Annotated in this window: 22 protein-coding genes and 1 pseudogene; 16 read left to right on the top strand and 7 right to left on the bottom strand. The window is 59.4% G+C overall.

Features of this window, described 5'->3' with window-relative positions:
• From ilvN to mrcB, 5 genes are all read right to left on the bottom strand, one after another.
• The coding region (gene ilvN / locus AC1DRN_RS27560; RefSeq protein WP_477786855.1) for an acetolactate synthase small subunit at positions 1-152 on the bottom strand (152 nt) is incomplete at its 3' end.
• A 2-nt stretch (positions 153-154) separates the two neighbouring features.
• Positions 155-1,879 carry an acetolactate synthase 3 large subunit gene (locus AC1DRN_RS27555; RefSeq protein WP_223463689.1) on the bottom strand — a complete coding sequence of 575 codons (1,725 nt, stop codon included), beginning with the start codon at positions 1,877-1,879 and terminating at the stop codon, positions 155-157.
• A gap of 483 nt (positions 1,880-2,362) precedes the next feature.
• Complete coding sequence (locus tag AC1DRN_RS27550; protein ID WP_223463690.1) at positions 2,363-2,698, bottom strand: YqcC family protein; 336 nt, start codon at positions 2,696-2,698, stop codon at positions 2,363-2,365.
• A complete protein-coding gene (locus tag AC1DRN_RS27545; protein ID WP_223463691.1) occupies positions 2,698-3,435 on the bottom strand; it encodes a tetratricopeptide repeat protein in 738 nt (245 codons plus the stop codon). The genes AC1DRN_RS27550 and AC1DRN_RS27545 overlap by 1 nt, the downstream gene beginning before the upstream one ends.
• A 16-nt stretch (positions 3,436-3,451) precedes the next feature.
• On the bottom strand, positions 3,452-5,770 hold the full coding sequence (mrcB, locus tag AC1DRN_RS27540) for a penicillin-binding protein 1B (protein WP_223463692.1): 2,319 nt from the start codon (positions 5,768-5,770) through the stop codon (positions 3,452-3,454).
• A 116-nt stretch (positions 5,771-5,886) separates the two neighbouring features.
• On the opposite strand from mrcB, the gene AC1DRN_RS27535 reads away from it, so the two are divergent.
• From AC1DRN_RS27535 to AC1DRN_RS27520, 4 genes are all read left to right on the top strand, one after another.
• Complete coding sequence (locus AC1DRN_RS27535; RefSeq protein WP_223463693.1) at positions 5,887-7,443, top strand: bifunctional aminoglycoside phosphotransferase/ATP-binding protein; 1,557 nt, start codon at positions 5,887-5,889, stop codon at positions 7,441-7,443.
• A gap of 91 nt (positions 7,444-7,534) precedes the next feature.
• Positions 7,535-7,879, top strand: coding sequence for a pentapeptide repeat-containing protein (locus tag AC1DRN_RS27530; protein ID WP_007990076.1), 345 nt, complete (start codon positions 7,535-7,537; stop codon positions 7,877-7,879).
• A gap of 243 nt (positions 7,880-8,122) precedes the next feature.
• Positions 8,123-8,395, top strand: coding sequence for a TfoX/Sxy family protein (locus AC1DRN_RS27525; RefSeq protein ID WP_108216473.1), 273 nt, complete (start codon positions 8,123-8,125; stop codon positions 8,393-8,395).
• A gap of 380 nt (positions 8,396-8,775) precedes the next feature.
• Complete coding sequence (locus AC1DRN_RS27520) at positions 8,776-9,093, top strand: Rieske (2Fe-2S) protein (RefSeq protein WP_150757718.1); 318 nt, start codon at positions 8,776-8,778, stop codon at positions 9,091-9,093.
• Here the strand turns inward: AC1DRN_RS27520 and sfsA are convergent.
• Both sfsA and AC1DRN_RS27510 read right to left on the bottom strand, forming a co-directional pair.
• The gene (gene sfsA, locus AC1DRN_RS27515; RefSeq protein WP_223463694.1) at positions 9,090-9,803 is read right to left on the bottom strand and encodes a DNA/RNA nuclease SfsA; all 714 of its coding nucleotides are present in this window, start codon (positions 9,801-9,803) and stop codon (positions 9,090-9,092) included. The genes AC1DRN_RS27520 and sfsA overlap by 4 nt on opposite strands.
• Positions 9,803-10,975, bottom strand: coding sequence for a pyridoxal phosphate-dependent aminotransferase (locus AC1DRN_RS27510; protein WP_223463695.1), 1,173 nt, complete (start codon positions 10,973-10,975; stop codon positions 9,803-9,805). The genes sfsA and AC1DRN_RS27510 overlap by 1 nt, the downstream gene beginning before the upstream one ends.
• Positions 10,976-11,308: 333 nt before the next feature.
• Here AC1DRN_RS27510 and dksA point away from each other — a divergent pair, with 333 nt between their 5' ends.
• The 12 genes and pseudogenes from dksA to AC1DRN_RS27450 form a co-directional block, all read left to right on the top strand.
• Entirely contained in the window at positions 11,309-11,749 is a 441-nt protein-coding gene (dksA, locus tag AC1DRN_RS27505; RefSeq protein ID WP_007971100.1) for an RNA polymerase-binding protein DksA, read from the top strand.
• A gap of 78 nt (positions 11,750-11,827) precedes the next feature.
• Positions 11,828-12,718 carry a tRNA glutamyl-Q(34) synthetase GluQRS gene (gene gluQRS, locus AC1DRN_RS27500; protein WP_223463696.1) on the top strand — a complete coding sequence of 297 codons (891 nt, stop codon included), beginning with the start codon at positions 11,828-11,830 and terminating at the stop codon, positions 12,716-12,718.
• A 77-nt stretch (positions 12,719-12,795) separates the two neighbouring features.
• Positions 12,796-12,972 carry a hypothetical protein gene (locus AC1DRN_RS27495; RefSeq protein ID WP_003176118.1) on the top strand — a complete coding sequence of 59 codons (177 nt, stop codon included), beginning with the start codon at positions 12,796-12,798 and terminating at the stop codon, positions 12,970-12,972.
• Positions 12,956-15,910, top strand: a complete 2,955-nt coding sequence (locus AC1DRN_RS27490; RefSeq protein ID WP_223463697.1) for a sensor histidine kinase — start codon at positions 12,956-12,958, stop codon at positions 15,908-15,910. The genes AC1DRN_RS27495 and AC1DRN_RS27490 overlap by 17 nt, the downstream gene beginning before the upstream one ends.
• A gap of 22 nt (positions 15,911-15,932) precedes the next feature.
• Complete coding sequence (locus AC1DRN_RS27485; RefSeq protein ID WP_223463698.1) at positions 15,933-17,372, top strand: sigma-54-dependent transcriptional regulator; 1,440 nt, start codon at positions 15,933-15,935, stop codon at positions 17,370-17,372.
• An 822-nt stretch (positions 17,373-18,194) separates the two neighbouring features.
• Complete coding sequence (locus AC1DRN_RS27480; protein WP_008050165.1) at positions 18,195-19,595, top strand: polynucleotide adenylyltransferase PcnB; 1,401 nt, start codon at positions 18,195-18,197, stop codon at positions 19,593-19,595.
• 3 nt (positions 19,596-19,598) lie between these two features.
• Positions 19,599-20,084, top strand: a complete 486-nt coding sequence (folK, locus tag AC1DRN_RS27475; RefSeq protein ID WP_223463699.1) for a 2-amino-4-hydroxy-6-hydroxymethyldihydropteridine diphosphokinase — start codon at positions 19,599-19,601, stop codon at positions 20,082-20,084.
• A 364-nt stretch (positions 20,085-20,448) separates the two neighbouring features.
• Entirely contained in the window at positions 20,449-21,249 is an 801-nt protein-coding gene (gene panB / locus AC1DRN_RS27470; RefSeq protein ID WP_223463700.1) for a 3-methyl-2-oxobutanoate hydroxymethyltransferase, read from the top strand.
• Positions 21,246-22,106: a pantoate--beta-alanine ligase gene (gene panC / locus AC1DRN_RS27465; RefSeq protein ID WP_223463701.1), complete on the top strand. Its 861-nt coding sequence runs from the start codon at positions 21,246-21,248 to the stop codon at positions 22,104-22,106. Before panB ends, panC begins: the two co-directional genes overlap by 4 nt.
• Before the next feature lie 198 nt (positions 22,107-22,304).
• On the top strand, positions 22,305-22,685 hold the full coding sequence (gene panD / locus AC1DRN_RS27460) for an aspartate 1-decarboxylase (protein WP_003228271.1): 381 nt from the start codon (positions 22,305-22,307) through the stop codon (positions 22,683-22,685).
• Between the two features lie 224 nt (positions 22,686-22,909).
• Entirely contained in the window at positions 22,910-24,574 is a 1,665-nt protein-coding gene (gene pgi, locus AC1DRN_RS27455; RefSeq protein WP_126047578.1) for a glucose-6-phosphate isomerase, read from the top strand.
• 138 nt (positions 24,575-24,712) lie between these two features.
• A pseudogene (locus AC1DRN_RS27450) lies at positions 24,713-24,858 on the top strand (IS110 family transposase); the annotation flags it as partial.

Raw genomic sequence — 24,858 nt, 5'->3', positions numbered from 1 at the left:
ACGGTGGTCAGCGTCAGACGCGACAGGGTCGGGTCTTCGGTTGGGGCCACGGTCAGGCTTTCGATGTTGTAGTTGCGCTGCGAGAACAGGCCGACTACACGAGACAGAGCGCCGGGTTCGTTTTCCAGAAGCAGGGAAATAATGTGCCGCATGATTAGGTACGCTCCGTCTTGCTCAGCCACATATCGCGCATGGAGCCGTCTTTGATCTGCATCGGGTAGACGTGCTCGCTGGTATCGACCGAAATATCGATCACCACCAGGCGATCTTTCATGGCGAACGCTTCTTCCATCTTCGACTTCAAATCTTTCGAATCGGTGATGCGCACACCAACGTGACCATAAGCCTCCGCCAGCTTGACGAAATCAGGCAGCGATTCCATGTAGGAATGAGAGTGACGGCTGCCATAGCTCATGTCCTGCCACTGGCGAACCATGCCCAACACACCGTTGTTCAGGATGACGATTTTTACCGGCAAACCGTATTGCAGGCAGGTCGACAGTTCCTGAATGTTCATCTGGATGCTGCCTTCGCCCGTAACGCAGACGACATCATCATCCGGAAAGCTCAACTTGATGCCCATGGCTGCCGGAAAACCGAAGCCCATCGTGCCCAGACCACCAGAGTTGATCCAGCGGTTCGGCTTGTTGAACTTGTAGTACTGCGCCGCGAACATTTGATGCTGACCCACATCGGAAGCTACAAAGGCATCCCCCCTGGTCACTTCGCACAGGGTTTCGATCACGGTCTGCGGCTTGATGACGCTGCCGTCACCCTTGTCATAAGGGAACAGGCCGCGATCACCACGCCACTCATCAACCTGCTTCCACCAGCTGGCAACGGACTCCTTGTTCGGGGTCTCGCCGATTTCCTTGAGGATCGCGACCATTTCGGTCAGGACACTCTCGACCGGACCAACGATAGGCACATCGGCCTTGATAGTCTTGGAGATCGAAGCCGGGTCGATGTCGATGTGAATGATCTTGGCATTCGGGCAGAATTTCGAGGCACCGTTGATGACACGGTCGTCGAAACGCGCGCCGACAGCGAGGATCACGTCAGCATGGTGCATCGCCAGGTTGGCGGTGTAGCTGCCGTGCATGCCGAGCATGCCGATGAACTGACGATCGGTGCCAGGGTAGCCACCAAGGCCCATCAGAGTATTGGTCACTGGCAGGTTGAGCATCTTCGCCAGTTCGGTCAGTGGTGCGGAACCACCGCCGAGGATCACGCCGCCGCCCGAGTACAAGACTGGGCGCTTGGCCGCCAGGAGCATTTCTGCCGCCTTGCGGATTTGACCGGAGTGACCACGAACAGCTGGGCTGTAGGAACGCAGCTTGGCTTTTTTCGGGAAGACGTATTCGAACTTCTCGGCCGGGTTGGTCATGTCTTTCGGGATATCGACAACGACCGGACCAGGACGACCGGATTGCGCCAGGTAGAAGGCTTTCTTCATGACTTCCGGAATTTCCGACGCGTGCTTGATCATGAAGCTGTGTTTCACGATCGGCCGGGAGATACCGATCATGTCGGTTTCCTGGAATGCGTCAGTGCCAACCATATTGCTCGGCACCTGGCCGGAAATGACCACCATCGGAATGGAGTCCATGTACGCCGTGGCAATACCGGTGATGGCGTTGGTCGCACCCGGCCCGGAAGTCACCAGTACCACACCGGCTTTACCGGTGGCACGGGCGTAGCCGTCAGCCATATGGGTAGCCGCTTGCTCGTGACGAACCAGGATGTGGGTCACTTCCGGTTCTTTGAACAGGGCATCGTAGACATGAAGAAGAGCACCACCCGGGTACCCGTAGATATATTTGACGCCTTCGTCACGCAAAAAGCGGACGAGCATCTCACCGCCAGATAAAAGCTCCACGTTGCTCACCTCTAAAACGCCAGAATACCGCCCACGAAAAATGGGACGGGTCTTAATAGGTTTACTTCTCGGCAGAGCATGAGCGACGGTGGTCGCCGACTACGTCAGCACTGACTGAGCAAGTATTGGGATCGTCCCAAGTGTTGCGGGCCTTTCCCACCCAGCGCGAGGTAACGCGTTGCGGGTGTAACAGGTCGACGCGGATATGCGCCTCATGATCTGCCGAGAGGGTCTGCTTCTGGCAGTCCCTGTACAGCGGACTTTGGATTCTTCTGTTTCGCCCTTCGCAAGTCAAGTCGTCTATGTGCTTTATTCTAGTAAGCGCATGAGAACGCAAGAAAAAACCTCTAAATCAACCGTGTGTTAGCTTCGATTGCGCAACTTTTGGCAAAAAATTGGCACGCGCATGCACTTACCTTGCAATGGCCGACAAAATAGAGAGAGATTGTGGACAACTGCCAGCGGACGCTGGCAGCTTCTGGCTCAGCGAGACGCTGTGATCAACTGATCAAACTGTTTGAGCAATACCTGCAACTCCCGATCCTTGCCCTGGACATTGCGTCCGGCAAAGACCATTTCAGCCATTTCCTGAATGCCCGAAGCATTGGGTAGCGGTAAATCCTGCTCAAGGATCATCTTCATGCGCGGCAGGAAGATCCATTGCAGCCATTGCTCGAAATCCAGTGTATCGACCGAAAACGGCTCGACACTGGAAAGCGCTTCGACAGATGGCGAAACTTCATCCCACCACCCTTGCACTCGCAACTCGCGTTCGATCAACAACAGTTGATCGGCGATTTTCAGAAAGCGCGCATCCATCACAGCGTTACCTTGGCCTTCTGACGTGCCAATGCCGCGCCCTGGGAGTCACCCTGTTTTTCACGCGCCTGGGAAATCAGGCCCCACAGGTTGGCCTGAAGGGCAGGACGGCCATTGGCAAAGGTCAGCCCACGGCGAGCGAACTGCTCGGCCTGAGCTGCGTCACCTTGAGCCATGCGCACCTGCGCCAGACGGTAAAGCACCTGCGGCTCACGCGGCGCAACACGCTGGGCGCGTTCGAGGCTGGAGGAGGCACCGTTGAGATCACCGCCCGCCTGTTGCTGTTGAGCTGTGGTCAGCAAGGCCAATACCGGGCCGTCCAGTTGCTCGTCGGCAGACAGTCCGCCCGAACTGGCCGACGGAATCCCGCTTGGCGACGACGGCATGCTGTAGCTGCCCTGATTGATCGGCGCCGACTGGACCGGCGACGTGTCGATAGGCCCCGGCGTGATCGGACCCGGGGTGATCGGTGTGGTGCTGATCGGCGTCGAAGTCGTTGCCGCGCCTGGCACCATCACCACTACGCCGCTGTCACCTTGCGGTATCGCCTGGGTCTGCGACTGACCTTGCGCAGGGCGCTTGACGGTCGTCTGGCGGAAGCCGCCATTGGCCGAGATCCGCTCACTATTGGACACGGCGGTGCCGGAATCCACGACCGGAATCGAACCGCGTTGTACGGTGGAGCAACCGCTGAGCAAAGCTACGGCGGCAATCGCTGGAATCAACCACTTGTTCACTTGAAACCCTCTTTGCTTAATTCATCCAGCCCTTGACCCAATCCATCACCGACTCAGCAGGGTTTTCACCACCACAAGCGGCGCCGGGAGGCGGTTCGCTGCCGCGAATATACGGCATCTGCACGGCACCAGGGCAACCAGCGTCAGAACCTTGCCCGGTTCGCGAGTCAACCCAGGCCTGAACGATATTATCCGGTTGCGGCATGTCCAGCGGCAACGGGTCGGCCTTGCGCATGAAGCTGGTCCAGACCTGCAAGGCCCCGGTGGCGCCGGTGAATGGCGTCTTGCCGTTGTCATCGCGACCCAGCCAGACCACCGCCAGCAAGTCCTGGCTGAAACCGGCAAACCAACTGTCCCGCGAGTCGTTACTGGTGCCGGTTTTACCCGCCAGGGTCAGGGTCCTTGGCAACACGCTGTAAACCGAGCTGCCGGTGCCTTCACGCATCACCCGCTGCATGGCGCTCTGGATCAGGTAAATGGAGGCAGGATCGAAACGTTGCTGAATCTGGAACGGATAACGCTTGAGCGGCTCGCCCTCGGCAGTCAGCACGCTTCGAATCCCGCGCATTGGCGTATTGAAGCCGCCGTTGGCGAGGGTCTGGTACATGGTTGCCACTTCGATGGGCGTCATGCCGCCCGCGCCGAGCAGCATCGACGGGAAGGCCGGGAACTCACGAGACACCCCCAGGCGCTCCACCGTTTTCAGGACGTTCGGCACACCGACCGCCAAACCAAGCCGCGCGGTCGACAGGTTGTAGGAATGCGCCAGGCCTTGATAGAGGAAGACCGTACCGTGGGAGCGACGATCGTAGTTCTGCGGCTTCCAGACCTGACCGTCCGCCCCCTTGACCGAGAAGGATTCGTCCGACAGCCAGCTGGTCAATGTGTACTGGCTTGGTTTCTCCAGCGCAGTCAGATACACCGCCGGCTTGATCAGCGAGCCGATTGGCCGCACAGCGTCCAGCGCCCGGTTGAACCCGGCAAAACTGGCCTGGCGACTGCCGATCATGGCCTGCACCTCACCGGTCTCCGGGTTGGTCACGACCATTGCCGCTTCGACGTCATCGGAACCCTTGCGCCCCGCCAGACGCTTGAAGGTGTCGTTGACCGACGCTTCAGCCTTCATCTGCAGGATCGGGTCGAAACTGGTGAAGATGCGCAGACCTTCTTCGGTCAAGTCTTCGTCGCGATAGTCTTGGCGCAACTGACGCTTGACCAGATCGAGGAAGCCAGGGAACGAGCTGTCCGCCAGACTGCCGCGCTTGGTCACGCCCAGTGGCATTTTCTTCGCTGCCTCAACCTGCTCGGCAGTCGCGACGCCCTGCTCTTGCAGCACATCGAGTACCAGGTTGCGCCGTTCAAGGGCACGCTCCGGATAACGACGCGGGTTATAGGCAGAAGGCCCTTTGACCATGCCCACCAGCAGTGCGACTTGATGTAGCTTGAGCTCGGCCAGCGGCTGGCTGAAAAAGAACTGGCTGGCCAGACCGAAACCGTGCACCGCGCGCTGGCCGTCCTGCCCGATGAACACTTCGTTGAGGTAAGCCTCAAGGATTTCGGGCTTGTCGTAATGCACCTCAAGCAGCAGCGCCATCATCGCTTCGGTGAGTTTGCGGCTCAGGCTGCGTTCGTTGGTCAGGTAGAAGTTTTTCACCAACTGCTGAGTCAGGGTACTGCCACCCTGACGCATGCGACCGGACGAACCGTTGACCCAGATAGCACGGGCGATCGACTTCGGCGAAACGCCAAAGTGATGGTAAAAATCACGATCCTCGACCGCCACCAGGGTGTCGAGCAAATACGGCGGCACCTGATCGATCTTGATCAGGATCCGGTCTTCGAGGTTTTTCGGGTACAAGCCACCGATCAACAGTGGTTCCAGACGCACCACCGAAAGCGTCGAACCTTTGGCGCCCGACAATTCAGCCACGTAATCGCCGGAGAAACGCACCCGTACCGGTTGCGCTTGTTCCATACCTTCGTAGAACTGGAAGCCACGGGTATTCAGATCAACGGTATTGCCGTTGACCGACGCCACCCCCGGACCATTGGCCACGCTTTCACGGCGATAGCCCAGGGCATCGAGTTCGGTCAGAAAATCATCCCTGCTCAGCTTTTGTCCGACAAACAGCTCGAGCGGACGCGCGTAAACCTTGGCCGGAATGGTCCAGCGCTTGCCGGAGAACTTCTCCTGGACGATTGCATCAAGGTAAACGGCGAATCCGGCCAGCACCACAAGGGCGACCAGACTGAGTTTAATGGCCCAGCCCAGCCACGGGCGCAGGCCCCTGGAGGGTGGTTTTTTCGGGGTGCGGGGAGTTCGAGTACGAGTCATGGCGGCGGATTATACGCACTTTATTCATCCTCAACAGGAGCGCTCCGAGGTTTGCGTCAAGCGGACTTGCAGCCATAATGACGGCCTTGAATTTCCCAGACTCTGAAGGATCGCCTGTGAGCCAGTCCCTGATCGCTGCCCTGCAAAACCCTGCCCTCTACCCGCACCCTGTAGACGGATTCCAGGTCATCGAGACCCATATTTCCTGGGTACTGCTCACTGGTCCCTATGCCTATAAAGTGAAGAAGCCGGTCAATTTCGGCTTTCTCGACTTCACCAGCCTTGAGGCTCGCGAACACTTTTGCGCCGAAGAACTGCGCCTGAACCAGCGTCTGACCGACGATTTGTACCTCGAAGTGCTGCCCGTCACCGGCAGTGCCGAGGCTCCGCAACTGGGGGGTGAAGGCCCGGCCATTGAATATGCACTGAAGATGCGCCAGTTCCCGCAAAACGGCTTGCTCAGCACCCTTCAAGCCAATGGCGAACTGACCACCGCGCACATCGACGAGATGGCCGAGCAAATCGCCCGCTTCCACCTCAGCGCACCGAAAGTGCCGGCCGGGCACGAAGCTGGCACCCCGGACAGCGTCATGGCGCCGGTGCGGCAGAACTTCGAACAGATTCGTCCGTTCCTCAGCGACAAAGCCGATCTGCTGCAACTCGACGCCCTGCAAGCCTGGGCCGAAAGCAGCTTCGAACGCCTCAAACCGTTGTTCGCCCAGCGCAAGGCCGAAGGCTTCATTCGTGAATGCCACGGTGATATCCACTTGGGTAACGCAACCGTGATCGACGGCAAGGTCGTGATCTTCGACTGCATCGAATTCAACGAACCGTTTCGCTTTACCGACGTTTATGCCGACACCGGCTTCCTGGCGATGGACCTGGAAGATCGCGGCCTGAAGTGCCTGGCGCGCCGCTTCATCAGCCAGTACCTGGAGCTGACCGGTGACTATCGCGGCCTCGAACTGCTGAACTTCTATAAAGCCTACCGCGCACTGGTTCGCGCCAAGGTTGCCCTGTTCAGCATGCCGGCCGACGCCACTGCGGTGCAACGCGCCACAACCCTGCGCCAGTACCGCAACTACGCCAACCTGGCGGAAAGCTACAGCACCATTCCTTCGCGTTTCATGGCCATTACCCACGGTGTTTCCGCCGTCGGCAAGAGCCATGTCGCCATGCGTCTGGTCGAAGCCCTGGGCGCGATTCGCCTGCGCTCCGATGTCGAACGCAAACGTCTGTTTGGCGAGCAAACCGTCGAGAATGACGTACAGGCCGGCATCTATAGTGCCGACGCCAGCGCGGCGACCTATGCCCGCCTGCATGAAATCGCCGACATCATCCTGCGTGCGGGCTTCCCGGTGGTGGTCGACGCCACTTACCTCAAGCGTGATCAGCGCGAGAGTGCCGCGAAGGTTGCCGAAGCCACAGGCGCACCCTTCCTGATCCTCGATTGCAATGCGCCACAGGCCGTGATCGAGAGTTGGCTGGCCGTGCGTCAGGCAGACAAGAAAGACCCGTCCGATGCCACCCTGGCTGTTATCGCAGCCCAGCAAGCCAGCCGTGAAGCGCTGACGCCCGCAGAAATCCTCTGCAGCAAGCGCGTCCAGACCAATGAAAGCGGGACGCTCGATACCGTTGTCGCGCAAATTCGCCAGCGCCTGCCAGGCCTGTAAGAAACTATTTCAGTCGTGAGGCCCGCACTGGCTTCACGACTGTCAAATAGTGGCACTATACTGGCGTCATAAAACCATCAGGTGATGCGACATGAGCCAGCCGAAACTTCTCGACACACCGCTTTATGCCCTGCTGCACAAAGACGACATCAGAGGCTTCAACAGTGAACGTCCCAAGGATGGCCCCATCGACATGGCGGGTGGAGATTTCCGAGGGCTGGACCTGCGCGAACTGAATGCCGACGGTGTGGATTTCAGCAACGCCTACTTCCGTTCCGCCGACTTGCGCGGCATTGATTTCAGCAAAGCGAACCTGGAAGGCGCGAGCCTGGCCCACGCGCAAATCTCCGGAGCCTACTTTCCCGTGGAACTCAGCGCTGACGAAATCCTGATGTCGATGAACTTCGGCACGCGATTGCGTTATCGCACTCGCTGACCACGTCGCTGACTGACACGTCCAGCGCCCCTCGCTGCGCTGGACTGAGGGTTGCTCACCCGTAATTCCTGATTATTCCCCACTTTTTCCTCCCGCGTTCGCGGACATTTCACACTCTGCCAATACTCGTTTCTTAGAAGCGTTTGCGTCGAAAACGAGCAAACAATCACGCGTTTCCTACTGATGGCTACACTCCTCAGAAGATTGCCCACGCTCTCCATTCGGCCATCGCAAGGAGGCTTGATGAATGATGAACTGCAACACCTGAAGAATCTTGGCAAGACGTCAGCGCAATGGCTGCATGCCGTGGGCATCCATAGCGCGTCGGACTTGCGTCGCCTCGGGGCGGTGGATGCTTATCGGGCCGTGCGCACGCGCGGTTTTCGGGCGTCCAAGGTGTTGTTGTACGCAATTGAAGGCGCCCTGATGGACGTTCACTGGAACGACATTCCTGCCGAGCGCAAGGAAGCGCTGAACAAACAACTGGAAGCCATCTCTACACGCCACAAGATTTGATCCGACAAATATTTCTGAAGCTTTGCAACCTGAAACCCAATGATTACGGGGCCTGCAGACGCAAATCCGGAAAATCGCAAAGAATTCGAAAAACAGCGATTGACTTGGTAATGAGAATCGATATTATTATCACAACTGGTCGCGAGACTGGTCGATATTCTGAAAAGCCCTTGGTTCGGACTCTCGGATTATCTCCTCATCAGGCTAATCACGGTTATTTGACCCGGCTCTTGCCGGGTCTTTTTTTGCCTGAGGAAAAGTACCGACAGGGTCAGGCGCAGCTTCCTTCAAAGGATTCCACGGGCGAGGCAGCCATTTGATAGCATTCAACCCTCAAGCTTGGACATATCCGGTCACGAGCAGCGGGACCGAGGACAGACATGAAGTTGCTTTGCGCAGGTGCCGAGCTGGTCAATGACAGCAGCCGCGGGTTCGACATCGACGGCCAAAAGTTTTTTGCGGTGCGCCGTAGCGGGCAGGTTTATGTCTACATCAATCGCTGCCCGCACCGGGGCGTTGCCCTTGAGTGGCATCCCGACCAGTTTCTCGACCCCAGCAACAGCCTGATCCAGTGCGCCACCCATGGCGCACTGTTCCTGATCGAAGACGGTGAATGCGTCGCCGGCCCTTGCGCGGGGCAAGCCTTGACCGGCGTGGCCTGCCGCGAGGATGAACAGGGGATCTGGATCAGCCTTTAACCACCCGGTAACACGTCCAGACGCCGGTCGACCAACATTTCTTCGTGGCTCAACCGCACACCGTAAGCCAATACCTCGACCCCGCAGGCGATAGCCTCACGCAAGGCCTGAGCATAAGCCGCATCGATTTCCTGCGCCGGGCGCACGGCCTCGATGTCGGTCAGGCAAACACAGTACAACTGCACCGCGCGAATACCGTCCCTGGCCAAATGCACCAGCTCCCGCAGATGCTTGGCGCCACGCTGGGTGACCGCATCGGGAAACGCCGCCACCGCCGTACCGTCGAAGCCCAGGGTCACGCTTTTGACTTCGACGTAGGCAGGCCCTTCGGGGTAATCGAGGCGGAAATCGATACGACTGTTTTCCTGACCATAAGCCACTTCGCGCTTGAGCCCGGTAAAACCGTTCAGTTCGGTGATGACGCCCGCTCGCAGCGCCTCTTCGATCAAACCATTGGCGCGGGCGGTGTTCACGCAAAACAGCCGCCCTTGCGGAGTTTCACCGACCTCCCAGGTGCCGGGCAACTTGCGTTTCGGGTCGTTTGAGCGACTGAACCAGACCTGCCCGCCTGCGACCTGACAATTGAGCATCGAGCCAGTGTTCGGGCAGTGAATGGTCAGCAATTCGCCGCCAACGGTTTCGATATCGGCAAGAAAACGCTTGTAACGTCGGATCAGGCGCCCTTCTTCAAGGGGAGGATGAAAACGCATCAGCCTTGCCAGCTCCGCAACCCACGGGCAATTCGCTCGACCGCCTCCTGCAAACGCTCGAGATTTTGCGTATAGGCGAACCGCACATGATGCCCGGCCTGATAACGCCCGAAATCCAGCCCCGGGGTGAATGCCACATGTTCGGTTTCGAGAAAATGTTTACAGAACGCGAAGGCATCGCCACCGAACTTGCTGATATCGGCGTACAAGTAGAAAGCCCCTTCCGGCTCCACGGCAATGCCGAAGCCCAATTCACGCAAGGCCGGCAGCAGGTAATCCCGACGCCGGCCAAATTCTGCGCGGCGCTCTTCCAGAATGCTGATGGTTGCCGGTTCGAAACAAGCCAGTGCAGCGTACTGCGCCATGCTTGGAGCGCTGATGTAGAGATTCTGGGCGAGCTTTTCCAGCTCACCGACGGCCGCGTCGGGGGCCACCAGCCATCCCAGCCGCCAACCGGTCATCCCGAAGTACTTCGAAAAACTGTTCAGAACGAATGCACTGTCGTCGACTTCCAGCACGCTGGCCGCATCGGTGCCGTAGGTCAGGCCATGATAAATCTCGTCGACCACCAGATGACCGTGGCGTGCCTTGATCGCGACAGACAGCTTCGCCAGCTCGTCGCGGGTCAGGATCGTGCCGGTCGGATTGGCCGGCGACGCGACCAATGCACCGACGCTGTCGTGGTCCCAATGACGCTCGATCAGGCCAGGCGTCAATTGATAACGCACATCCGGACCGACTGGCACCAACTGTGCCGCGCCTTCGACCAATCGCAGGAAATGCCGGTTACACGGGTAGCCCGGGTCCGCCAGCAGCCAGTGTTTACCGGGGTCGACCAGCAAAGCGCTGGCCAGCAGCAGCGCGCCGGAGCCGCCCGGCGTGATGAGGATGCGCCGCGGGTCGATGTTCAAACCGTAACGCTGCTGATAAAAGCCCGAAATGGCCTCACGCAGCTCCGGGATGCCGCGCGCGGCGGTGTAGCGGGTCCGCCCTGCCGTCAGGGCAGCTTGGCCGGCCTGGATGATCGGTTCGGCGGTGGTGAAGTCCGGCTCGCCGATTTCCAGGTGGATCACATCGTGGCCGGCTGCCTGCAATTCATTGGCCCGCGCCAACAGCGCCATGACATGGAAAGGTTCGATCGCGCGACTGCGGGCACTGTAGGGCTGAGCCATTGGCCTTCCTTCAACGGAGAAAAAACCGATTCTACCCAAGCGCAGGAACGAGCGAGAACCTAAAGCGGTCAGAGGCCTTGTAACCCCGATCACAAACGACTCAAGCACGCGCGCAAGGTTTGACTAAAATCAATAATTGAGCAGGGTTCCAGAGCCACCAGACAACGGTTTGTCATCATTTGCAAGCAGCATGTGCCGCGAGCTCGACATCCGGGAGTAGCGCGGCCCGAGTTGATCTGGTAAGTTCGCCCGCTTGCAGCCGCAGGGCCGGCAAGTGCCGGTGATGGAGCAATCCTGCGCAGATGGATTACAAGAGTAGAGGCGGTCTATTTCATGTCCACCCAAGCAAAGCAGCAAAATCAGGCGATCAGCGGCTTCGAGCCCTATGTTCAGAAAGCCGGTGAAGAATACATGGGCGAGCCCATGCGCAAGCACTTCACCAAGGTCCTGAATCAGTGGAAAAAAGAGCTGATGGAAGGTGTCGACAAGACCGTGGACCACATGAAGGACGAAGCGGCCAACTTTCCTGATCCGGCAGACCGTGCCAGCCAGGAAGAGGAATTCGCCCTCGAACTGCGTGCCCGCGATCGTGAACGCAAGTTGATCAAGAAGATCGACAAGACACTTCAGCTGATCGAAGACGAAGAGTACGGCTGGTGTGAATCCTGCGGCATCGAGATCGGCGTCAAGCGCCTCGAAGCGCGTCCTACCGCCGACCTGTGCATCGACTGCAAGACCCTGGCGGAAATCAAGGAAAAGCAAGTCGGTAAATAACTTGCGACTTGAACGAAGAACGGAGCGTGCGAACGCTCCGTTTTTGTTTCTGATGTTTTTTTGGCTTTAAATGCATCCATGACCGCCAACACCCCCTACATCGGGCGCTTCGCCCCCACCCCCAGCGGCCACCTGCACTTCGGCTCGCTGGTCGCCGCGCTGGCCTCGTACCTCGACGCACGCTCAGTCGGCGGACGCTGGCTGATGCGCATGGAAGACCTTGATCCGCCCCGCGAGGAACCCGGCGCCCAGGCGGCCATTCTCAAGGCTCTGGAAAGCTATGGCTTCGAGTGGGATGGCGATCTGGTTCGTCAAAGCGAGCGGCACGATGCCTACGCCGAGGTGCTCAATCGCCTGTTCAATCACGGCCTGGCTTACGCCTGCACCTGTTCGCGCAAACAGCTGGAGCCCTATCACGGAATTTATCCGGGGCTGTGCCGCAATGCCGGCCATGGCACCGACGATGCCGCCATCCGCCTGCGTGTTCCGGAGCTGGAGTACCACTTCATCGACCGGGTGCAAGGCGAATACCGTCAGCATCTGGGCCGGGAAGTCGGCGACTTCGTGATTCGCCGCCGCGATGGCCTCTACGCCTATCAATTGGCCGTGGTCCTGGACGATGCCTGGCAGGGCATCACCGATATTGTTCGAGGTGCCGACCTGCTGGACTCCACGCCCCGCCAGCTCTACCTGCAAGAGTTGCTCGGCCTGCCGCAGCCGCGTTATCTGCATATCCCGCTGATTACCCAGCCCGATGGCAATAAACTCGGTAAATCCTATCGTTCGCCGCCGTTGACCGAGGATCAGGCAACCCCCCTGTTGCTGCGGGCGCTGCGCGCGCTGGGACAGAACCCGGGAACCGAACTGGCGTACGCCACGCCACGGGAAGTGCTGAACTGGGGCATTGCCCACTGGGATGCCGCGTTGATCCCGCGCACACTGAGCCTGCCCGAGGCACAGCTATTGTGATCGCACTTGCAGTGGCGCGCCCATCCGTTACCATCGCCGCACGTTTTCGGGCACGCGCATAAAAAAGAGAGGCCGGGATGTACATCTATCGCTTGGTCCTGCTTTTGGTAGTGGGGATTTACCTGTTTTCCCCGGCCATCATGGATTGGTGGATCGACGCCACTGGCGCCTGGTATCGCCCGTATCTGCTCTGGCTGATTCTGATCGTCGTGACCTTCATCCTGCAGAGCCAAAAAGATGCCGATGAGCTTTAGCCTGACCCAGATGATCCTGATCAGCGCCGCGTACCTGGCGGTGCTGTTCGGTGTGGCCTGGATCAGTGAACGGGGCATGATCCCCAGGGCGATCATTCGCCACCCGCTGACCTACACCCTGTCACTGGGCGTCTACGCCAGTGCCTGGGCGTTTTACGGCACCGTGGGCCTGGCCTATCAGTACGGCTACGGCTTTCTGTCCAGCTACCTGGGCGTTTCCGGGGCATTTCTGCTGGCGCCGGTGTTGCTCTACCCGATCCTGAAGATCACCCGTACCTATCAACTGTCGTCTTTGGCCGACCTGTTTGCCTTCCGCTTCCGCAGCACCTGGGCCGGAGCGCTGACCACGATCTTCATGCTGGTCGGTGTATTGCCGTTGCTGGCCTTGCAGATTCAGGCGGTCGCCGACTCCATCGGTATCCTCACTCGCGAGCCGGTGCAGAATCGCGTGGCCCTGAGCTTCTGCGCATTGATTACGCTGTTCACGATTTTCTTCGGCTCCCGCCACATCGCCACCCGCGAAAAGCATGAAGGCCTGGTGTTCGCGATTGCGTTCGAATCGGTGATCAAGCTGATCGCCCTCGGCGGTGTCGGACTGTATGCGCTTTACGGCGTGTTCGACGGCCCGCAACAGCTTGAGCTGTGGCTGCTGCAAAACCAGACCGCCCTCGCCGCCCTCCACACGCCTTTGCAGGAAGGCCCGTGGCGTACGCTGTTGCTGGTGTTCTTCGCCTCGGCCATCGTGATGCCGCACATGTATCACATGACCTTTACCGAGAACCTCAACCCGCGTTCGCTGGTCAGTGCGAGCTGGGGCCTGCCGCTGTTCCTGCTGCTGATGAGCCTGGCGGTGCCGCTGATTCTCTGGGCCGGACTGAAGCTCGGCGCTACCACCAATCCGGAATACTTCACCCTGGGCATCGGTATCGCCGCCAACAGCAAGGCGCTGGCGTTGCTGGCGTATGTCGGCGGGCTGTCCGCTGCCAGCGGCCTGATCATCGTCACCACGCTGGCGCTGTCCGGGATGGCCTTGAACCACCTGGTGCTGCCGCTGTATCAACCACCGGCCGAAGGCAACATCTACCGCTGGCTGAAGTGGACCCGCCGGGCACTGATCGTCGCGATCATCATGGCCGGCTACGGCTTCTACCTGATGCTCGGTGCCGACCAGGACCTGGCCAACCTCGGCATTGTCGCGTTCGTCGCCACGTTGCAGTTCCTGCCGGGCGTGCTCTCGGTCCTGTATTGGCCGACCGCCAACCGTCGCGGCTTCATCGCCGGTTTGCTGGCGGGAATCCTGGTGTGGCTGGTGACCATGTTGTTGCCGCTGGTCGGCAACCTGCAAGGCTTCTACATTCCGCTGCTGAACATGATCTACGTGCTGGACGACACCAGCTGGCACATGGCGGCAATTGCCTCGCTGGCGGCCAACGTGCTGATGTTCACCCTGATCTCGCTGTTCACCAATGCCAGCACCGAAGAGGCCAGCGCAGCCGAAGCCTGTGCCGTGGATAACGTGCGCCGCCCGCAACGCCGGGAACTGCACGCCGCCTCGCCCCAGGAGTTCGCTACACAGCTTGCAAAACCATTGGGTGCAAAAGCTGCGCAGAAAGAAGTGGAACAGGCCCTGCGCGATCTCTATCTGCCCTTCGACGAGCGTCGACCGTATGCCCTGCGCCGCTTGCGTGACCGCATCGAGGCCAACCTCTCCGGCCTGATGGGCCCGAGTGTGGCCCAGGACATGGTCGAAACCTTCTTGCCCTACAAGGCCGGCGGCGAAAACTACGTCACCGAAGACATTCACTTCATCGAAAGTCGTCTCGAGGATTACCACTCGCGCCTGACCGGCCTGGCCGCCGAACTCGATGCCCTGCGCCGCTATCACCGCCAAACCCTGCAGGAATTGCCGATGGGCGTTTGCTCGCTGGCCAAGGACCAGGAAATCCTCATGTGGAACAAGGCCATGGAGGAACTCACCGGCATCGCCGCGCAGCGCGTGGTCGGTTCGCGACTGAGCACCATTGCCGATCCATGGAAAGAACTGCTGCAAGGCTTCATCAATCTGCCGGACGAACACTTGCACAAGCAACACCTGGCCCTCGACGGCCAGACCCGCTGGCTGAACCTGCACAAAGCGGCGATCGACGAACCCCTGGCACCAGGCAACAGTGGCCTGGTGCTGCTGGTGGAAGACTTGACCGAAACCCAGATGCTCGAGGACAAACTGGTGCACTCCGAGCGTCTGGCCAGCATCGGTCGACTGGCGGCCGGCGTGGCCCATGAAATCGGCAACCCGATCACCGGTATCGCGTGCCTGGCGCAGAACCTGCGCGAAGAACGTGAAGAAGACGGCGAGCTGAAGGAAATCAGCGGCCAGATCCTCGAGCAGACCAAACGCGTGTCGCGCATCGTCCAGTCGCTGATGAGCTTTGCCCATGCCGGCAGCCATCAGCACAGCGACGAGCCCGTCTGTCTGGCCGAAGTGGCTCAGGATGCCATCGGCCTGCTGGCCCTGAACCGACGCAATTTCGAAGTGCAGTTCTACAACCTGTGCGACCCCGAACACTGGGTCGAAGGCGACCCGCAACGGCTCGCCCAGGTATTGATCAATCTGCTTTCAAACGCCCGTGACGCCTCGCCTCCCGGCAGTGCGGTACGGGTCAAGAGCGAAGCCGGCGAACACACGGTCGATCTGATCGTGGAAGACGAAGGCAGCGGTATTCCGTCGAGCATCATGGACCGATTGTTCGAACCTTTCTTCACCACCAAGGACCCTGGCGAAGGCACCGGTCTGGGCCTTGCACTGGTCTATTCCATCGTTGAAGAGCATTATGGACAAATCACCATCGACAGCCCGGCTGATGTTCAAAGCCAACGCGGCACCCGAATCAGGGTTACTTTGCCGCGTCATGTCGAAGCGACGTCCGCTGTGAACTGAGACCGTCGAGAGTATCGAATCAATGCCGCACATTTTGATCGTCGAAGACGAAACCATTATCCGCTCCGCCTTGCGCCGCCTGCTGGAACGTAACCAGTACCAGGTCAGCGAAGCCGGATCAGTGCAGGAAGCACAAGAACGCTTCACCATTCCCTCGTTCGATCTGATCATCAGTGACCTGCGCCTGCCGGGCGCGCCTGGCACGGAGCTGATCAAGCTCGCCCAGGGCACGCCGGTGCTGATCATGACCAGCTATGCCAGCCTGCGCTCGGCGGTCGATTCGATGAAAATGGGCGCGGTGGACTACATTGCCAAGCCATTCGACCATGACGAAATGCTGCAAGCCGCCGCACGAATCCTGCGTGACCGACAAACGGTACAAGCCGGCGGTGAAGCCGTTGCCGGCAAAACCGCCAACGGCGCGGCAAAATCCGGTACCGACAACAGCAACGGTGAAATCGGCATTATCGGCTCGTGCCCACCGATGCAGGACCTGTACGGCAAGATCCGCAAAGTGGCACCGACCGACTCCAACGTTCTGATCCAGGGCGAATCGGGTACCGGTAAAGAACTGGTGGCGCGTGCCCTGCACAACCTGTCCAAACGCGCCAAGGCACCGATGATTTCGGTGAACTGCGCGGCCATTCCGGAAAGCCTGATCGAGTCCGAACTGTTCGGCCACGAAAAAGGCGCATTCACCGGCGCCAGCGCCGGGCGCGCCGGCCTGGTGGAAGCGGCGGACGGCGGCACCTTGTTCCTCGACGAAATCGGTGAACTGCCACTGGAAGCCCAGGCTCGCCTGCTGCGCGTATTGCAGGAAGGCGAAATTCGTCGCGTGGGCTCGGTGCAGTCGCAAAAAGTCGATGTGCGCCTGATCGCCGCGACTCACCGCGACCTCAAGAGCCTGGCGAAGATCGGCCAGTTCCGCGAAGACTTGTATTATCGCCTCCACGTTATCGCGCTGAAGCTCCCAGCCCTGCGTGAACGCGGTGCGGACGTCAACGAAATCGCCAACGCCTTCCTGGCGCGGCAAAGTGCGCGAATCAACCGCACCGACCTGAAGTTCGCCGCGGATGCCGAGCAAGCCATTCGTCACTACTCCTGGCCGGGCAACGTTCGTGAACTGGAAAACGCCGTCGAGCGCGCCGTTATCCTGTGCGAAAGCCCGGAAATTTCCGCCGAGCTGCTGGGCATCGACATCGAACTGGGCGACCTGGAAGACGACGAGTTCATTGGCCTGCCCCCACAACAGGGCAATGGCAATGCCAGTAACAGCAACCACGAGCCGACCGAAGACCTCTCCCTGGAAGACTACTTCCAGCATTTCGTACTCGAGCATCAGGACCACATGACCGAAACCGAGCTGGCCCGCAAACTCGGGGTCAGCCGCAAATGCCTGTGGGAGCGCCGTCAGCGCCTGGGCATCCCGCGGCGCAAGACCGGGGTGGCCAGCGAAAGCTGAACCGTACCTGTCTCATGTGCGGGTAACACGTGACTTTCTGAAAAAACTGTTACCTCAGCTTTTTCACGTAACAGAAGCCGGGGCTTACGGTAACGAAGCCCCGGCTTTTTTTGGCCCTCGAAATGCCTACCGACCGGTCTAACCCCTTGTTTTATTGGGTTTCGCAAAAGTTGGCACGCACCCTGCTATATGTTTGGTACAAGAACAATAACAAGCAATGCACAAGACAATAAAAATAAGACGAATCGACTCACGCACAATAAAAACAAGACGGCGAGAGGCGCAGCTAACTGATTCTTTTGGAGAGGCGTTGTATTTGGGGCTTGCCCCACGACCAGGCCGAGAACAACAAAAAGCTGTCTTAAGACAGAGCCTGTACTGGTTGGATCGAAAGATCACTGCAATTCAGCGACCAAAGCAATCCGTTTGCTCTTGGCTCCCGATTGGGAGGGTCATGAAGGAAAGCTTCATGACGAGGGCACTCAACAAAAACAAGAAGCCCGAAACCAAAAATAAAAATAGAGCATGCAACTACTTCTTGGGGAGCTTCGGCTCCCCTTGTGGTTTCTGCGATTCCAGAATCTGCGCACCTGCTTACCGTAGGAGCGAGCTGGCTCGCGATGGTCGTGAACGATAACGCGTAAAACCAGACACCCCGCACCGCTCTTGCGCTTTTCGCGAGCAAGCTCGCTCCTACAACCTGCGGCCTACAGCTCATATCTGCTGTGTCCTACACCATCCCCCGACTAAATGCTAGAATCCCCGCCCATCATGCGGTCATTCTTCTGTTATGGCCGAATATTCCTTCAAACAGTGCATCCCATGCTGAAGAAGCTGTTCCAGTCATTCCGTTCTCCCAAGCGTCCTACGCAACACATTCGCAGCACGCCTGAAGTGCTTAACAGCGGCCAACATTCGCTGCAAAAGGCGCAATTCAGCCGTTACGCGGTGAATATCGTTGAACGCCTGCAGAGCGCCGGTTATCAGGCTTACCTGGTTGGCGGCTGCGTGCGCGACATGCTGCTGGGTATCACACCGAAAGATTTCGACGTTGCCACCAGCGCCACACCCGAGCAGGTGCGGGCCGAATTCCGTAACGCGCGAATCATCGGGCGCCGATTCAAACTGGTGCACATCCACTTCGGCCGCGAAATCATCGAAGTCGCGACCTTCCGCGCCAATCACCCGCAGAACGAAGACGAGGAAGACAGCAATCAGTCTTCGCGCAACGAAAGCGGGCGCATCTTGCGCGATAACGTCTATGGCACCCTGGAAGAGGACGCGCAACGTCGCGACTTCACCATCAATGCCTTGTATTACGATCCGGTCAGCGAACGCATCCTCGACTACGCCAACGGCGTACACGACATCCGCAATCACCTGATCCGCCTGATCGGCGATCCGACGCAACGCTACCAGGAAGACCCGGTACGGATGCTGCGGGCCGTGCGTTTCGCCGCAAAGCTGAACTTCGGCATCGAAAAACACAGCGCCCTGCCGATCCGCGGCCTGGCACCAATGCTGCGCGAGATTCCGTCGGCCCGCCTGTTCGAAGAGGTGCTCAAGCTGTTCCTCTCCGGTCATGCCGCCGATACGTTTGAAATGCTGGTCGACCTGCAGTTGTTCGATCCACTGTTCCCGGCCAGCGCCGAAGCACTGGAATACAACCCGACGTACACCCACACCCTGATCAGCGAAGCCCTGATCAACACCGACCTGCGGATCAAGCAGAACAAACCGGTCACCCCGGCTTTCCTGTTTGCAGCCCTGCTCTGGCCTGCCCTGCCGGCCCGCGTCCTGCGCCTGCAGGAGCGTGGCATGCCGCCGATTCCGGCGATGCAGGAAGCGGCGCACGAGCTGATTGCCGAACAGTGCCAGCGGATCGCGATTCCGAAGCGTTTCACCATGCCGATCCGCGAGATCTGGGACATGCAGGAACGCCTGCCGCGCCGCAGCGGCAAGCGTGCCGATCTGTTGCTGGACAATCCGCGCTTCCGTGCCGGCTACGACTTCCTGTTGCTACGCGAAAGCGCCGGCGAGCAGACCGATGGCCTGGGCGAATGGTGGACGGACTACCAGGACGCCAACGAAAGCGAGCGCCGTGACATGATTCGCGACCTCAGCGGCAAGGACGAAGGCACCGGCGCCCCGCGCAAACGCCGCCGCAGCGGTGGTTCCAAACGCAAACGCGCTGCCGGCGCCTCGAGTACCACGGGCGAGTAATCCATGGAACGCATCTACATCGGCATGGGCAGCAACCTGGCTGACCCCGCCGAACAATTGCGCAGCGCCGTCGAGGCGCTGGCGCACTTGCCGCAAACGGCGCTGGTTGGGGTTTCCGCTTTTTATCAAAGCGACTCGCTGCTACCCGGACAACCGCGCTACACCAATGCGGTGGCTGCTCTCGACAGCACGCTGGAAGCGCTGGATTTGCTCGATGCCTTGCAGGCCATCGAAAACGGCCAGGGTCGCGAGCGCCTTGAGCGCTGGGGGCCGCGCACGCTGGACCTTGACATCTTGCTGTTCGGTAATCGCCTGATCGACGAACCGCGCCTCAAGGTTCCCCATTACCATATGCAGGAACGAGCCTTCGTGTTGTATCCGCTGGCGGAACTGGCCCCTGCGGATCTGCACCTGGCCGATGGCCGGACCTTGGCCGAACTGCTCAAGGCATGCCCGTTCGTCGGCCTGGAACGCCTGCCCCAAAATTGACCAAAATCCCCTGTAGGAGCGAGCCTGCTCGCGATRGCRGTSTGTCAGCGAATGAAATGCTGACTGACACACTGCCATCGCGAGCAGGCTCGCTCCTACAGGGGATCTTGGGCCAGACACAAGATCTGCTGCTGAATCGCATCAGTTACCCCGGTAACACCCCACCCGTAACAATGCGGTAACACACGCAATTGACTTCCCTCGTTCTCCTCACGACTATAGGCGTCCCGCTGCCGCCTACACGGCGTTCAAGGGCGCAATCCAGGCCTTAAAAGCACGACAAAAGAGCGTGCGCCTGTATTTAACGAAGAATCACGCGCGTTACTCGCAGTAGTTTCCACAGCGCCTGAATGAGGAACTTTTCATGCCAGCCATCACCCTGACCACCCTGCAAGGTCTGAAGCAAAAAGGTGAAAAGATCACCATGCTGACCTGCTACGACGCGACCTTCGCCCACGCCTGCAATCAGGCTGGTGTCGAAGTGCTGCTGGTGGGCGACTCCCTCGGCATGGTTTTGCAGGGCCACGACAGCACCTTGCCTGTCACCACCTCCGAAATGGCTTACCACGTGGCTGCCGTCAAACGCGGTAACAGCGATGCCTTGATCCTCGCCGACCTGCCATTCATGGCCTACGCCACCACCGAGCAAGCCATGACCAACAGCGCGCTGTTGATGCAGGCCGGCGCGCATATGGTGAAGGTTGAAGGGGCGTTGTGGCTGGCCGATTCGATCCGCCTGCTGGCCGAACGCGGTATCCCTGTTTGCGCGCACATGGGCCTGACGCCGCAATCGGTGAACATCCTTGGCGGCTACAAGGTCCAGGGTCGCAATGAAAACCAGGCCCGGCAGATGCGTGCCGACGCGATTTCCCTGGAACAGGCTGGTGCGGCAATGTTGCTGCTCGAGTGCGTCCCGAGCGAACTGGCAGAAGAAATCACCCAGGCGGTGAAGATACCGGTGATTGGTATTGGCGCCGGCAATCGCACCGATGGCCAGGTGCTGGTTCTGCACGACATGCTGGGGCTGTCCATTACCGGCCGCTTGCCAAAATTCGTAAAAAACTTCATGACTGGCCAGACCAGCATTGAAGATGCGTTGAATGCCTACGTGACTGAAGTCAAAGCGGCGACCTTCCCTGGGATCGAACACGGATTCTCTGCATGAACACCGTAAAAACCGTACGCGAACTGCGGGCCGCCGTGGCCCGTGCCCGTAGCGAAGGCAAGCGCATCGCCTTTGTGCCAACCATGGGCAACCTGCACAGCGGCCACGTTGCCCTGGTGACCAAAGCCTCCCAACGGGCAGATTTCGTGGTTGCGAGCATTTTCGTCAATCCGCTGCAATTCGGTGCTGGCGAAGACCTCGACAAGTACCCGCGCACCCTCGCCGCCGACCAGGAAAAACTGCTCCAGGCCGGTTGCCATTTGTTGTTCGCGCCAACCGTCGAGGAGATGTATCCCGGCGGAATGACCGGCCAGACCCGCGTCAGTGTCCCGCAATTGTCCGAAGGCCTGTGCGGCGCCAGCCGGCCGGGGCATTTCGAAGGCGTGGCGACGGTTGTCAGCAAGCTGTTCAACATGGTCCAGCCGGACCTGGCGATTTTCGGCGAGAAAGACTTTCAGCAACTGGCGGTGATTCGCGCGCTGGTTCATGACCTGAACATGCCGATCCAGATCATCGGTGAGCCGACCGTACGGGCGGCCGATGGCTTGGCGCTGTCGTCGCGCAACGGCTTCCTCAACGAAGAGCAACGCGCTGTGGCACCGGTGGTCTACCGCACGCTGAAAGCGATCGGCGAGGCGATCAGGCAGGGCGAACGCGACTACCCGGCGCTGATCGGCACGCAGATCAAACAGCTCGAAACAGCCGGCCTGCGCCCTGACTATCTGGAAATTCGCCATGCCCTGACTTTGCGCCCGGCGACGGCGCAGGATCGTGACCTGGTGATTCTGGTGGCGGCGTTCCTGGGTACGACGCGGTTGATCGACAACCTGCACCTGAACCTCGACGCGCCCCTCTAGACACTAAAAAACCTGTGGGAGCGAGCCTGCTCCGGGCGGCGTTCCGACGATGGCGTACTAACAGTCACTGAAAATGCTGAATGTCATGCCCTCATCGCGAGCAAGCTCGTTCCCACAGGGGTTCTGCTGCGCCCACATATAACGCATTGCCCCCACAAACCCTTCGGGCCATTTTGCCCGCCGACCTGGGAAATACTCATGCACGCCATCATGCTCAAAGCCAAGCTGCATCGCGCCGAAGTCACCCACGCTGTACTCGATTACGAAGGCTCCTGCGCCATCGACGGTGAATGGCTGGACCTTTCCGGCATCCGCGAGTACGAACAAATCCAGATCTACAACGTCGACAACGGCGAGCGCTTCACCACCTACGCCATCCGTGGCGAAGAAGGTTCGCGCATGATCTCGGTCAATGGCGCCGCGGCGCACAAGGCCAAGGTCGGCGATCGCGTGATCATCTGCGCTTACGCTCATTACAGCGAAGCCGAACTGCTCAACTTCAAGCCGCGCATGCTCTACATGGCACCGGGCAATGAACTGAGCCACACCAGCAACGCCATTCCGGTCCAGGTCGCCTGATCCGAGTCCTGACTCTTCCGTTTGTCGGACCGTTCCTAACTTTGGTGTTAAAAAAGTACCGGAAACAGGTCAGACAAAGGCAAGACAGATCATTGCGCGGGGTTTACTGTATCCGCCCTGCGCCATGAAATCGTGTCGACGCAGTTGACCGGAACGCCCACCCACAGCGCTCCGGGGTTTTTAGTGTTCAAAAGGCCGTTCAAGTAATAAGGAAACCCGCAGCGATGGCGTATTACCGCACTCCTCACGACGTTACCGCTCTGCCTGCCTGGCAAGCGTTGAATGACCACCGCCAAGCCATGCAGGATTTCAGCATGCGCGAAGCCTTCAATGCCGATCCGCAGCGTTTTACTCAATTCACCCTCAGCAGCTGCGGCCTGTTTCTCGACTATTCGAAAAACCTGATCAACGCCGAGACCCGCAATCTGCTGGTGGGCCTGGCCAACGAAGTCGACCTCAAGGGCGCGATCAAATCGCTGTTCGATGGCGAAATCGTCAACTCTTCCGAAGGCCGTCCGGCCCTGCACACGGCCCTGCGCCGCCCGGTTGGCGACAAGCTGTCGGTCAACGGCGTCAACGTGATGCCCGAAGTGCACAAGGTGCTGAACCAGATCACCGATCTCGTGGGCCGTATCCACGACGGTCTGTGGCGTGGTTACACCGAGAAGCCGATCACCGATGTGGTCAACATCGGCATCGGCGGTTCCTTCCTCGGCCCGGAGCTGGTGTCCGAAGCGCTGCTGTCCTACGCCCAGAAAGGCGTGCGTTGCCATTACCTGGCGAACATCGACGGCAGCGAGTTCCACGAACTGACCATGAAGCTGCGCGCCGAAACCACGCTGTTCATCGTCTCGTCGAAATCCTTCAACACCCTCGAAACCCTGAAGAACGCCCAGGCCGCCCGTGCCTGGTACCTGGCTCAGGGTGGTTCGGAAGCCGAGTTGTATCGTCACTTCATCGCGGTATCGAGCAACAACGCCGCCGCGGTAGCGTTCGGCATCCGTGAAGAGAACATCTTCCCGATGTGGGACTGGGTCGGCGGGCGCTACTCGCTGTGGTCGGCCATCGGTTTACCGATTGCCCTGGCCATCGGGATGTCCAACTTCAAGGAATTGCTGTCCGGTGCCTATACCATGGACCAGCACTTCCAGAGCGCGCCGTTCGAACAGAACATGCCGGTGCTGCTGGCCTTGCTCGGCGTGTGGTACGGCAACTTCTGGGGCGCCCAAAGCCACGCGATCCTGCCGTACGACCACTACCTGCGTAACATCACCAAGCACCTGCAACAGCTGGACATGGAATCCAACGGCAAGAGCGTACGCCAGGACGGCAAGCCTGTGTCCACTGACACCGGGCCGGTGATCTGGGGCGGCGTCGGCTGCAACGGTCAGCACGCCTACCACCAGTTGCTGCACCAGGGCACCCAGTTGATCCCGGCCGACTTCATCGTGCCGATCGTCAGCTTCAACCCGGTGTCCGACCACCACCAGTGGCTGTACGCCAACTGCCTGTCGCAGAGCCAGGCGCTGATGCTCGGCAAGACCCTGGCCGAGGCCGAAACCGAGCTGCGCGACAAAGGCATGAGTGAGGCCGAAGTGCACAAACTCGCGCCGCACAAGGTGATCCCGGGCAACCGTCCGAGTAACACCCTGGTGGTCGAGCGCATCAGCCCGCGTCGCCTCGGCGCACTGGTGGCGATGTACGAGCACAAAGTCTTCGTGCAAAGCGTGATCTGGGGCATCAACGCCTTCGACCAGTGGGGAGTGGAGCTGGGCAAGGAGCTGGGCAAAGGCGTCTACAACCGCCTGGTCGGCAGCGAAGAAACCCCGGCCGAGGACGCCTCGACCCAAGGGCTGATCAACTACTTCCGCGGTCGTCACCGCGGGTGACTTGACGGCACAGCCCACAGACTTTGGATCAAACCCAAAGTCTGTGGGCAAAACAATTCCCTAATGAAATGGCTACCCCCGCCGCCCCCTGTGATCGACCACTAAGCTTTCACAGGGGGCTTATCGGAGATCATTGCCATGAGCAAAGTAGCTATTGCCGCCATCGATCTGGGAAAACACACCTTTCATCTACATGCACAGGATGATCGTGGTCACGAGCTGTACCGAAAAAAATTCAATCGGGTAACGCTCATGCAGCACCTGGCAAATCTCGAGCCCTGCAC

Source organism: Pseudomonas sp. P5_B3 (genome assembly GCF_056400405.1).
The sequence above is the reverse complement of the archived record's forward strand: the minus strand, read 5'-3'. Positions and strand labels throughout refer to the sequence as shown.